The 12,277-nt window shown below is 74.7% G+C and carries 7 protein-coding genes; 4 read left to right on the top strand and 3 right to left on the bottom strand.

Annotated features, from left to right (window positions below):
- The 4 genes from E0504_RS35790 (at position 1) to E0504_RS35775 (ending at position 3,795) form a co-directional block, all read left to right on the top strand.
- Positions 1 to 2,175, top strand: a complete 2,175-nt coding sequence (locus E0504_RS35790; protein WP_112106306.1) for a cytochrome c oxidase assembly protein — start codon at positions 1 to 3, stop codon at positions 2,173 to 2,175.
- Between the two features lie 87 nt (positions 2,176 to 2,262).
- Positions 2,263 to 2,628 carry a type II toxin-antitoxin system RelE/ParE family toxin gene (locus E0504_RS35785; protein WP_112106307.1) on the top strand — a complete coding sequence of 122 codons (366 nt, stop codon included), beginning with the start codon at positions 2,263 to 2,265 and terminating at the stop codon, positions 2,626 to 2,628.
- Entirely contained in the window at positions 2,625 to 2,942 is a 318-nt protein-coding gene (locus E0504_RS35780) for a helix-turn-helix domain-containing protein (protein WP_112106308.1), read from the top strand. Before E0504_RS35785 ends, E0504_RS35780 begins: the two co-directional genes overlap by 4 nt.
- 109 nt (positions 2,943 to 3,051) lie before the next feature.
- On the top strand, positions 3,052 to 3,795 hold the full coding sequence (locus E0504_RS35775; protein ID WP_235013970.1) for a histidine phosphatase family protein: 744 nt from the start codon (positions 3,052 to 3,054) through the stop codon (positions 3,793 to 3,795).
- A 46-nt stretch (positions 3,796 to 3,841) separates the two neighbouring features.
- On the opposite strand, the gene E0504_RS35770 is transcribed toward E0504_RS35775, so the two are convergent.
- The 3 genes from E0504_RS35770 to E0504_RS35760 all read right to left on the bottom strand — a co-directional run bounded on the left by E0504_RS35770 (position 3,842) and on the right by E0504_RS35760 (position 12,275).
- Positions 3,842 to 6,463 carry a cation-translocating P-type ATPase gene (locus E0504_RS35770; RefSeq protein WP_112106310.1) on the bottom strand — a complete coding sequence of 874 codons (2,622 nt, stop codon included), beginning with the start codon at positions 6,461 to 6,463 and terminating at the stop codon, positions 3,842 to 3,844.
- Positions 6,464 to 6,579: 116 nt separating this feature from the next.
- Positions 6,580 to 7,599, bottom strand: a complete 1,020-nt coding sequence (locus E0504_RS35765; protein ID WP_112106311.1) for an undecaprenyl-diphosphate phosphatase — start codon at positions 7,597 to 7,599, stop codon at positions 6,580 to 6,582.
- Positions 7,600 to 7,703: 104 nt separating this feature from the next.
- Complete coding sequence (locus tag E0504_RS35760) at positions 7,704 to 12,275, bottom strand: cation-translocating P-type ATPase (RefSeq protein WP_131626710.1); 4,572 nt, start codon at positions 12,273 to 12,275, stop codon at positions 7,704 to 7,706.
- Between the last annotated feature and the right edge of the window lie 2 nt (positions 12,276 to 12,277).

Genomic DNA, 12,277 nt, shown 5'->3' with positions numbered 1-12,277 from the left:
ATGGCCGTTCCCGTTGTCGCACTGGCCGCGCTGCTGGCGCTGGTCGCGCTGGTGGCCGTCGTCGCCACCGGCCCCGCGGGGGTGGACCTGCCGGGGCTGCCCGACGCCGGTTCGCTCACCCACTGGGGGCTGCCGGTGGCCCGGGTGGTCAGCGAGGTGGCCGCCGTCGGGACGGTCGGCTGGCTGCTCGCCGCGGCCGTACTCATCCCCGCCCAACAGGGCCGGCTCGGCGCGGTGGCACGCCGCCACGGGCGGGCGGCAGCGGTCTCGGCGGCGGTGTGGGCGGTGGCGGCGCTGGCCGAGCTGGTGTTCACCGCCTCCGACATCACCGCGCGCCCACCCGGCGAGGTGCTGGACCCTGCGGCGCTGCGCTCCTTCGTCTCCGCCGCCCCGCAGGGCAGGGCGCTGCTCATCGTGGCCGTCGCGGCGCTGGCCGTCGCGCTGGTGAGCGCGACGCTGATGTCGACTGTGGCCGCCGGATGGCTGCTCGCGCTCGCCTGCGCGGCGCTGCTCCCCCCGGTCGTCACCGGGCACGCGGCCGGATCGTCACAGCACGCGCTCGCCGTCATCGCGCTCGGCCTGCACATCACGGCGGCCGTGGTCTGGATGGGCGGCCTGCTGGCCCTGCTGACCATGCGGGCCCTGCCGGACACCACCTTCTTCGCCGCGTTGCGGCGCTACTCGCGGCTGGCCGCCTGGGCCGCGGGGGCCACCGCGGTCGGAGGCGTGGCCAGCGCCGCCGTCCGGCTCGGCGGGTTCGGCCCGCTGTTCGACGACCGGTACGGCCTGCTGGTGCTCGGCAAGGCCGCCGGCCTCCTCACCGCCGTCACGCTCGGCGCCCTCGTGCGCCGCCGGGTGATCACCGCTGCCGTGGCCGGCGACCGCGCCGACGCGAGTGCCGTCCGAACGGACCCCAAGCCCGCGGACACCGTCGACGCGGCCACGGCAGGCGCGGGCACGGCAGGCGCGGGCACGGCGAATGCGGCCGCCGGCGGCGTACCCACCCGCCTGAGCGCGTTCCGGCGGCTCGCCGCGGTCGAGATCTGCGTTCTCGCGGCGACGTTCGGACTGGCAGCGGGCCTGGCGCAGACGGCGCCGCCGGTCAACGACTCGGCGCTGCCGACCGACCCGACCGAGGGCCTGCTCGGCTACCCGATGCCACCGCCGATCACACCTGGACGGCTCCTCACCTCCTGGCATCCCGACTGGGTGTTCCTCGGCCTGGTCGCCCTCGCCGCCGGCCTGTACCTGACCGGGGTCATCCGGCTCGCGCGCCGCGGCGACAGCTGGCCGATCGGCCGCACGATCGGGTTCCTGACCGGACTCGCGCTGGTCGCCGTCGTGACGTCCGGCGGCCTCGGCACCTACGGGCCGGTGCTGCTCAGCGTGCACATGACCCAGCACATGATCCTCACGATGCTGGCGCCGATCCCACTGGTGCTCGGCGCGCCGATCACCCTCGCGCTGCGCGCGCTGCGGCCGGCGTCCGCGCCGTACCGCGCCGGGCCGCGCGAGTGGCTGCTCGCCGGGCTGCACTCCTGGCCCGCGCGGGTGGTGACCCATCCGCTGTTCGTCACCGCGAACTTCGCCGGCAGCCTGTACGTGCTGTACCTGAGCGACCTGCTCGGCTACCTGATGAACAGCCACCTCGGCCACCTGGCGATGAACGCCCACTTCCTGATGACGGGCTTCTACTTCTTCGAGGTCCTCATCGGCATCGACCCGCTGCCGAAGCGGCCACCGCACCCCGGGCGGGTGCTGATGCTGATGGCGGTGGTCCCGTTCCACGCCTTCCTCGGGCTCACGATCATGAGCACGTCCACGGTGCTGGGCAGCAGCTGGTACGAGCAGCTCGTCCGCCCCTGGGGGGTCAGCCCGCTGCACGACCAGGGCACGGCCGGGGGCATCACCTGGTCGTTCGGGGAGGTCCCGACCCTGGTGGTGCTGCTCGTCCTCGCCGTGCAGTGGGCCCGCACCGACGAGCGCCGCGCCCGCACCCGCGAGCGCCGCGTCGACGCCGCCGGGGTGGACGAACAGCTCGACGCCTACAACGCCTACCTCGCCCGCCTCAACGGCGGACGGTCCGCGCCGGCGAAACAGGCCGCACCGACCGTCCCGCCGGTACCGGCCCAGCGCGGCGACACCGGCTCCCCCACCACCGGACCAGGCTCCTGACCGTTCCAGCTCCCAATTCCGAAGATGATCATCTGACGTGGGTGGTGTGGCCATGCCCACTGGTTTAGCAGGCGCTATACTTCTCGAGTGGGCGGGCGACAGTGGGAGGTCTACCTCGTCGACGAGGTCCGCGAGTGGATCGACGACTTGGATACGGCTACACACGCACGAGTCGTGCAGGCTATCGACCTGCTTGCCGAGGCTGGCCCCGGATTGGGCAGGCCGCTGGTCGACACGATCAGCGGCTCGGCGGTGCCGAATCTGAAGGAACTCAGGCCGGGTACGGTGCGGGTCCTGTTCTGCTTCGACCCGTGGCGGTCGAGCATCCTGCTCGTCGCGGGAGACAAAGCCGGGCAGTGGAACGCGTGGTACGCCGAAGCGATCCCGCTGGCCGAGCAGCGCTACAAGACCTATCTCGTGGAACGCGGTCAGGAAGAGAGCGATCGGCGATGAGTGGTTACACACGGTGGGCCGACATCCGCGCCGAGCAGGTTGTCAGGGCTGGCGGAGAGGAGGCAGTCGCAGCCGGCAGACAGGAGCTCCTGGCGGTCGCGGTCGGGCACCGGCTTGCCGAGGTCCGTCGGGCGCGGGGTCTGACCCAGCAGCAGGTGGCGGAGCGCATGGGGGTGACCAAGGGCCGGATCTCGCAGATCGAGCAGGGCTCTGTCTCCGGTCAGGACATCGTCGCCAGATATGCCGCTGCTCTCGGGGGCCGGTTGCACCAGGCGATCTACTTCGACGACGGGGACATCGCCGCGATCGCATGATCGAGAACGCGCCCTTCGACACTCTGGCCACGCTAGGTCGGACGCGCAAGCACCGATATTCAGCGTCTGCGGGACGCAGCGGCTGCTACGCGGGAGAAGAGGCGGTGCCGTGGGCTACTCGTTCGCGGAGGTGACGGTCGTCCGGCATGGTCTGAGCGCCGCCAACATCGCCTTCGCCGAGGCCGAAGCCGCGGGACGGGCCGAGACCGGCATCACCGGCCGCGATGTCGACGTCCCGCTTTCCCCGTTCGGCCGGGCGCAGGCCGCCGCGCTGGGGCGGGGCCTCGCCGCGCGACCGCCCATCATGCGTCGCCCTGAGGTCGTCGTCTGCTCCCCCTACCAGCGCGCGCGAGAGACCTGGGAGATCGCCGCCACCACCGCGGAAGCCACCGGGCTACGGCTACCGGAGCCCGTCGTGGACGACCGCCTGGGCGACCGGTTGATGGGGCGGCTGGAGCTGCTGACATCCGCCGCGATCGCCGACCGGTTTCCCGCCGAGGTCGAACGAAGTCGCGCAGCGGGGCCGTTCGCCTACCGGCCGCCCGGGGGTGAGTCCTTCGGTGACATCGCGGTCCGCCTCACCTCGCTGCTGGAAGACCTGGATCGCCGCTACCCGGGCCGTCGGATGTTCCTCGTCGCGCATGACGCCGTTGTGATCATGATGCGGTATGTGATCGAGAGCCTGTCCTTCGACGACCTGGCCGCGATGGTCGCCGAGGGGCCGGTCATCAACGCGGCGATCACCCGTTTCGCCCACGATGGTGACCGGCTGACGCTGGTGGAGTACAACGCGGCCACCCACCTTTCTGACCCTGCTCAACCGCACCGGGCCCCTCCTCCTCGAGACCGGTGACGGCGCCGCCGCTGAGCCCTCCGCTCGCCGCGGATTGACCAGGTCGTCAGGAACGGGCCGGTGTCGGGCGGCTCCGGGTCGCTTCGGCGTCGAGGTGGCGGCGGGTGAAGACCCAGCTGATCTCCAGCGCGATGCCGCCGGCCAGGGCGACGGCCGCACCCGTCCACGGGCCGGTGGTGCCGACCAGCGAAAGCTGGAAGAACTCCTGCCCGTAGGGGACGGCCAGCACGACCGCGAACGCGAGCGCCATCGTCGCGACGAGCAGGATCCGCCACCAGGTGTAGGGCCGGGCGACGATCGCCAGCGCCCACAGGGCGACGAGGAACAGGGTGAGCGTCGCCATCGACGTCTCGGCGTCGAGGTCGCCGTCGTAGATGGAGCGGGCGAGGAAGTAGGAGGTCAGGGTCGCGGCGGCGGCGAGCACCCCGGCGGGCAGCGCGAAGCGCAGGACCCGGCCGACGAAGTCCGGGCGGGCCCGTTCGGCGTTCGGGGCCAGGGCCAGGAAGAAGGCGGGGATCCCGATCGTGAGTGATCCGATCAGGGTCAGGTGGCGGGGCAGGAACGGGTAGGGCACCTGGGTGATCACCACGACGATGGCGAGCAGCACCGAGTAGACCGTCTTGGTCAGGAACAGGTTCGCGACCCGCTCGATGTTGCCGATCACCCGCCGGCCCTCACCGACGACCGAGGGCAGGGTGGCGAAGCTGTTGTTCAGCAGGACGATCTGGGCGACCGCGCGGGTTGCCTGACTCCCGGAGCCCATCGAGACGCCGATGTCGGCGTCCTTGAGGGCGAGCACGTCGTTGACGCCGTCGCCGGTCATCGCGACAGCGTGCCCGCGGGACTGCAGCGCGGCGACCATCTCCCGCTTCTGCTGCGGGCTGACCCGGCCGAAGACCGAGTTCGCCTCCAGGACGTCGGCGAGGGCCTCCGGGTCGGCGGGGAGCGTGCGGGCGTCCACCGGGTTCTCGGCTCCGGGCAGGCCGAGGGTGTGGGCGACGGCGCCGACGGACAGGGCGTTGTCTCCCGAGATGATTTTGGCGGCGACGCCCTGCTCGGCGAAGTAGCGCAGCGTGTCCGAGGCGTCGGCCCGCAGGCGCTGCGCGATGACGACCAGGGCGACCGGGGTGGTCAGTCCAGGGACCTCGGCGGGGTCGGCCACGGCCCCGGCGAGGGTCGCGCCGTAGGTGGCGAGCAGCAGGACGCGCAGGCCCTGCTCGCCGAACCGGTCGGCCTCGGCGAGCGCCGGATGGCTCTCCGGGAGGAGCACGTCCGGTGCACCGAGCAGCCAGGTGGCCGCCGGGCCGGTCGGGTCGGCTGGGTCGGTGATCTCGGCGCCGCTCCACTTGCGCGCCGAGGAGAACGGCATGTCGGCCTGGACGGTCCATCCGGCGGGCGCCGGCCAGGCGTCGATGATCGCCTGCATGCTGGGGTTGGGACGTCTGTCCGCGGCGCCGAGGGTGCCGAGCACCGCTTCGGCGGTCGCCTTGCTCCCGTCGGTCTCCTTGCCTCCGCCGGTCTCGATGTCGTCGTCGAGCATGCGCAGCTCGACGACGTCCATCGCGGCTTCGGTGAGGGTGCCGGTCTTGTCCAGGCAGACGACGTCGACCCGGGCCAGCCCCTCGATCGCCGGCAGTTCCTGGACGAGGCACTGGCGGCGGCCGAGCCGGACCACGCCGACCGCGAACGCCACCGAGGTGAGCAGGACCAGGCCCTCGGGCACCATCGGGACGAGGCCGGCGACCATCCGGCGGATGCCCTCCGCCAGGTCGTCGTCGTTCACCAGGATCTGACTGATGATCAGCGCCACCCCGGTCGGGATGATCATCCAGGTGACGACCCGCAGGATGGTGTTGATGCCGTTGCGGAGCTGGGAGTGGACCAGGGTGAAGCGGCTCGCCTCCTCGGCGAGCTGGGCGGCGTAGGCGGCGCGGCCGACGCGGGTCGCGCGGAACGCGCCGGACCCGGCGACGACGAAGCTCCCCGACATGACCGTGTCGCCGGGACGTTTGTGCACCGGGTCGGCCTCGCCGGTGAGCAGCGACTCGTCGACCTCGAGGTTCTCCGCCTCGAGGACGAACCCGTCCACGGCGATCTTGTCGCCCGAGCCGAGCTCGACGACGTCGTCGAGCACGATCTCGGACGCCGCGAGCTCGGCGGCGACGCCGTCGCGCCGGACGACCGGGCGGGCCTCGCCGACGACGGCGAGCCGGTCGAGGGTCCGCTTGGCGCGGATCTCCTGGATGACGCCGATCAGGGTGTTGGCGATGATCACGCCGCCGAACAGGGCGTCCTGGACGGGGCCGACGATCACGATGAGGACGAAGAGCACGCCGATGATCGCGTTGATCCGGGTGAGGACGTTCGCCCGGACGATCTCGCCGACCGACCGGCTGGAACGGACCGGGATGTCGTTCACCCGGCCGTCGGCGACCCGCTCCGCGACCTCGGCGGCGCTCAGGCCCCGCGCGTCAGTGCCAAGGTCGGCGCCGGTCTCGGTGCCGGTGTCCATATCGGTACCGATGTCCGTGTCGGCGCTGGGATCCGTGTCGGTACCGGTGTCCGTATCGGCGCCGGGATCCGTGTCGAGGTCGGTCGCCGTGCGCGGCTCGTCCCGGGGGTCGTCCTGTTCGGTGGACGCGGACGTCGTGGCCGCTGGCCGGTCCATCGTCACTCACTTTCGTTCGGTCGGTCCTCGGATCCCGGGTGTCCCTGGGCGTGTGTCCCCCGAGCGCCAACGGTATTGGACACCCCGCCGCCGACAGTTCGGGCCTCCCGGGCCGCTCAGGCCGGCGTCGCCGGGATCCTGCCGCCGAGCACGAGCGCGAGCAGCAGCAGCCCGAGGCCGATCCGGTACACGACGAACGGCGCGAAACCGTGCGCCGAGACGTACCGGAGGAACCAGGCGATCGCCGCGTACCCGACGACGAACGCCACGACGCTCGCGCCGACCAGCGGACCCCAGGCCGGCTCGGCCGCCCGCTCGCCGGCCTCGCCCGTCGTGCCCGTCGCACCCGTCGCGGCGTGCGGCCGGACCTCGCGGTAGAGACGGTGGAGCCCGAAGGTTCCCGACACCAGGACGGCGGGAACAGCCAGCAGGAACGAGTAGCGCGCGGCCGCCTCCCGGGAGTAGCGCAGCAGGAGGCCGCCACCGATGGTCGCCCCCGAGCGGGACACCCCCGGCACCAGCGCGGCGGCCTGCGCGAGCCCGATCAGGAGCCCGTCGCGCACGGACAGCTCCGCCAGCGGCCGGCCGCCGCGCGGCGCACCGCCGATGGTCATGGCACCGCCGCGCGCCGCGCGCCGGGCCGTCAGGCTGTCGGCGGCGCCGAGCAGCGCGCCGACGCCGACCAGGGCGCCCGCGGTCAGCCGCAGATCACGGAACCGGCCTTTGATGACGTCCTCGAAGAGGTACCCGACGGCTCCGATCGGCACGGTACCGAAAATGATCAGCCAGGTGAGCCGGGCGTCCGCGGCCAGCGCCGGATCCGGCGCTGGATTCGAGTACGACCCCGACCCCGGCCTCATCTCCGGCCCCGGTCGCGCGCCGAGCGCCGTGAGCTGCCCCGGGACCGGGCCGGCAAGCGACCGCAGCCAGGCGCGGCCGAGGCGGGCGATGTCGGCGCGGAGGTAGACCATCACGGCGGCGGCCGTGCCGAGCTGGGTGACGGCGGTGAACGCGGCGCCGGGGTCGTCCCAGCCGGCCAGCGCGGCCACGACCCGCAGATGCGCGCTCGAGGAGACCGGCAGGAACTCGGTGAGCCCCTGGACCAGACCGAGGACCGCGCCTTCCGCCCAGTTCACTGCAGGATTCCGTTCACCGGGAGCACCGTATCGGCCCGCACGCGGCCGTCGGATGCCGGCTTCTCCGCCTGGCCATCCACTCGAGCCCCGCCCGTCACCTCACGTTAACCAGGCTGGCTCACCGTAACCGCAATGCCATCTGCTGCTGGAAAGGAGGCGGGGTCATGACGGAGCTTCTCGCTGGTCTGCTCGTCGAGGCGGTCGGAACGGTGCTCGTGCTGCTGGTCACCGGGCTGGTCCGCCGCTGGCTGGGCGCTTCGCCCGCGGTGGGCGCGGTCTGACCCCACTGCCACCACGGTCGCCACGGACGCGGAGACCACCGCGATCGTCCAGCCGACCGGGCCGACGGGCCGGCAGCCGAACAGGGTGCTGACCACGGGGGTCTGCACGATCCCGGCGAGCACCGCGAAGCTCCCGGCCGCCGTGGCGATCACGAGCGGATCCCGGCCGGCCAGGGCGAGCGTCTGCCCGAGCTGCGATCCGACGACGGCCAGCAGCGCCACGGTCGAGGCCCGTCCCGGGGTGCCGGTGCGTCGGGCTACGGCCCAGGCGGCGGTCGCCGCGCCCGCGGTGGTCGCGCCGCGGAGCAGGATCGCGCGGCGCAGCGGGCCGGCGAGGATCGTGTCCGCGGAGTGCGGCGGGTCACCGCCGCGGCCGCGCACCGCCAGCGCCATCGCGGGCGCCATGTCCGTCAGCAGGTTGACCAGCAGGAGCTGACGCGGGCTCAGCGGCGCCCGGCCCGCCACGGCCGCGCCGAGCAGCGTGAAGGCGACCTCGCCCGCGTTCCCGCCGACCAGCACCGACACCGCGTCGGTGACGGACTGCCACATCCGCCGGCCCTCGATGACGGCGTCTGCCAGCCGGTCGACGTCGGCGGTGGTGAGCAGCAGGTCGGCGGCCCCGGTCGCCGCCGCCGACCCGCGTCCCTGGACGGCGACGCCGACGTCCGCCGCGCGGATCGCGGCCGCGTCGTTGGTGCCGTCACCGGTCATCGCCACCGTGCGGCCCTGCCGGCGCAGGGTCATCACGAGCCGTACCTTCTGCTCCGGGGAGATCCGGGCGAAGACCGCGGCGGTGCCGACCCGGCGGCCGAACTCCTCGTCCCCGAGCTGGTCGAGCTCGGGCCCGGTGACGACGGCGCCGGCGGTGACGCGGAGCCCGACCTCGGCGGCGATCGCGGCCGCGGTGCCCGGATGATCGCCGGTGACGACGAGGACGCGCAGACCGGCACCGGTCAGTCGGCGGATCGCGGGGGCGGCCGTCGGGCGCGGCGTGTCCGCCAGCCCGACGAATCCGACGAGTTCCAGATCCCGCACGAGCGCGTCCGGGATGTCGACCGGCCCGCACGCCACCGCGGCCCGCTGCGCCAGCGGCGCCGATGGTGCGGGCGGTGCCGGGGACTGCGGGTGGAAGGGCTTCGAACGAGCCACAGCGAGCACACGCAGGCCCCGCGCGGCGAGCGCGTCGACCGTGCGGTGGGCCGCCGCGACATCCCGGGCGGGCATCCGGCAGCGGTCGAGCAGCGTCTCCGGCGACCCCTTGACCGCCAGCACCGTGGCGTCACCGGCCTGCACCATCGTGACGGCGTAGCCACGCGCGGTCTCGAACGGCAGCTCGGCGAGTCGGCGGCCCAGCGGTTCCAGCGGCTCCGCCGCGGCCAGCACGGCACGGTCGGTGGCGTGCGGGATGGGCCCGTCCGGCCGGGGGCTCGCCGCGCCGGCGACGCGAAGCACGTCATCCCGGGACGCACCGCCCACCACCGCGACCTCGCGCAGCACCAGGCGGCCCTCGGTGAGCGTGCCGGTCTTGTCGAAGCAGACGGTGTCGATCCGGCCCAGCGCCTCGACGGTGCGCGAGGAGCGCACGAGCACGCCGAGGCGGGCGAGTCGGCGGGCGGCCGCGACCTGGGCGACCGTGGCGACGAGGGGCAGACCCTCCGGCACCGCGGCGACGGCCACCGCCACCCCCGCGCCGAGCGCCTCCCGCGCCCCGGCCCCGCGCAGCACCGACAGGGCGGTCACAGCGAGCCCGCTGGCCGCGGTCAGCGGCAGCGCGAGCCGGGTGAGATCACCCAGCCGGTTCTGCACGCCCACCGGCGCCGCCGTGCCGACCACGGCGGCGCTCGCGCGGCCGGCCTCGGTGGCCTCGCCGACGGCGACGACGATTCCCCGGCCCGTGCCGGCGAGCACGGTCGTCCCCTCGAAGAGCATGCAGCTGCGGTCGGCGAGATCGGCGGACGGCGTCGGCTCGACGGACTTGCCGACAGGGACGGACTCGCCGGTCAGCGACGCCTCGTCAACCTCGAGGGTGTCCGCGGCGAGCAGCCGCGCGTCGGCGGGGACGACGTCCCCGGCCCGTACCAGGATTCGGTCACCTGGCCGCAGCTCGTCGGCCGGCAGCACGCGGAGGCCATCGGTCGTCTCGACCCGGGCGAGCGCGAGGTGGCGCGCCATCAGTCCGCGCATCGCGGCCTCGGCGCGGGCCCGCTGCGCACCGCTGAGAACGGCGTTCGTCACCGAGACCCCGGCCACCAGCGCCGCGTCGACCGTCGAGCCGAGGACGGCGCTGGCCGCCGCGCCCACCATCAGCACCGGTACGAGCGGGTCCCGCAGGTCCGCGACGACCGCGGCGCCGAGCTCCCGGGCGCCCTTCCCGAACGACCTGACCGTCGGGTGGGCGCCGGCGCCGTCCGATCGGACCCCGCCCGGCTCCGCCGGGTCGCGCGGTGCGGCGGGCAGCCGGCGGCGCACCGCCTCCGCGTCCAGCGCATGCCAGTCCGTACGCCGCACCGGCGCCGGCGGTGGACGTCGGTCCGCGCGGGACGCGGCCACGAGACCCTCAGCCATCGAGCTGACCGCGGCGGCGCTCACCGGGCCGCCCCGGGCCAGCGCTCCGGCCAGTGAGCGGCCTGGACGTCCGGAGGCTCCCCCACCGACGACGGTGGTCAGGGCGGACAGCGCCGAACCGGACACCGCCAGGGAGGCCGCCCGGCGGCTGGTCGCCCGGGCCGGCACCGGGTACTGCAGCACCCGCCACACATCGGCGAGCCCGCGCACGCAGAGCAGATCCGCGCACCAGGGCGGCCGCTCCCCGGGACGGACAAGCCCGACACCGACGTCGGCGACGTGCAGCGCGTCCGTGTCGGAGCCGCAGCCGACCACGAGGACGACCGCGCCTCTGGCCTGCGCCCGCCACACCTCGGTCGCCAGATCCGTCCCGCCGCGTACCCGTGCGTCGACGAGCGGGGTGAACTCGGCGGTGCTGACGTGCTCACCGAGCAGGACGCTGCCGCAGGCGCGCGCCGCCCGCAGCACCGCCTCCGCGTGCCCGTCCGTCTCGACACCGACGAGCCCGCTCACCACGGGCCGGGTGCCGCGCAGCTCCACGGGCAGGCCGTCGGGGTCGGCCGCCCGGCGGGCCCCGCGGGCGTGCGCGGCGACGAGCCGGACGGCGCCGTCCCGGGCCACGACCGCGCCGGGGCGGAACGGGCGCCACACGTCCAGCCCGTCCACGAGGGCGTCGACGACCGTCCAGCTGGGGCCGTCCGGTGCCGAGAGCACCCGCGCCGCGCCGGACAGCAGGGCGGCCGGCGACACCACCACGGTGTCGACACGGTCGAGGCGGCGCAGGCACGACCGCTCCAGCGCCAGTACGTCGTGACCGGCCAGCCGGCGGCCCGCCGTCGCGGCGAACACCTCCCGGCCCAGCCACGCGGCGCGGGGAACGGTGGTGAGGAGCAGGTCGCCGGCGAGCACCGGCGACCCGGACACCGCCAGGGTCGCCGCGCCGAGTGCCAGCCCGGCCGCGGCCATCCGGTCGGCGCACCGCTCCACCGGGCCGGCCGGCAGCGGGCGCGGCCGTCGCTCCCGCGCGACCTCACCGAGACGGCCGAGGGCCGCGCTGTGCGCGCCGCGGGTCGCCCGGCCCAGCTCGGGTTCGAGCCGGGTGAACGCGGCCCGCGCGGCGAGGAGCTCTCCCAGCGTGGCGCAGCGGTGCGCCGCGCCCACGAGGATCATGTCGGGGCTCTGGCTGAGCGCGGCGACCCCCGCGTTCGCCAGGCCGAGCGCGAGGTCGGTGCCCGTGCGGCCGAGCCCGCGCTCGACGGCGCGCCGGGCCCGCGGCTGGTGGTCGACCAGCGCCACGGCCGCGGCGGCGGCGCGCGGCACCGCCGGCAGCCGCAGCAACCGTCCGGCCACGGCGAAACCGAAGGCGGCGGCGTCCACGCCGAGCGCGACGAGCTCGGCGGCGACCGGTCCGGGATCACCGGGGTGCCCGTTCCGATCCTGCCCCCGCGGCCGGGCGTGCGGCCCCCCGGCTGACGGGGCTTCTGTCGACAGGGCTCTGGTCGACGGGGCTTCGGTGGCGGGCCGCGGTCGCGCCGCGGCGGCGTTCTCCACCTCGGCCACGGCGTCGATCACGTCAGCGACGTCGACCGCGTCAGCGTCGAAGGCGACCAGGAGACGACCGAGGCCCTCGTCGACCTCGGCCCAGTCGACTCCCTCAAGCGCCCGGACGGCGGCGGCCGCGTGGTCGTGCACGTCCCGCCGGAGCAGCTCGACGTGGGCGGAGCCAGCGCCGCACCACACCGCGCGGGGCCGCCGCGACGGCCGGTGAAGCTCCGCGACAAGCGCCCGCGCGGCGCTGCGAGGCGAGGGCAGCGGGAGGCGCCCCACCACCG

It is taken from the genome of Parafrankia sp. BMG5.11, from assembly GCF_004337455.1.
The sequence above is the reverse complement of the archived record's forward strand: the minus strand, read 5'-3'. Positions and strand labels throughout refer to the sequence as shown.

What these genes read in the sequence shown, in the direction of transcription:
- E0504_RS35790 (WP_112106306.1), top strand. Translation starts at nt 1, where the DNA reads ATGGCCGTTCCCGTTGTCGCACTGGCCGCGCTGCTGGCGCTGGTCGCG.
- E0504_RS35780 (WP_112106308.1), top strand. Translation starts at nt 2,625, where the DNA reads ATGAGTGGTTACACACGGTGGGCCGACATCCGCGCCGAGCAGGTTGTC.
- E0504_RS35770 (WP_112106310.1), bottom strand. Translation starts at nt 6,463, where the DNA reads ATGGACCGGCCAGCGGCCACGACGTCCGCGTCCACCGAACAGGACGAC.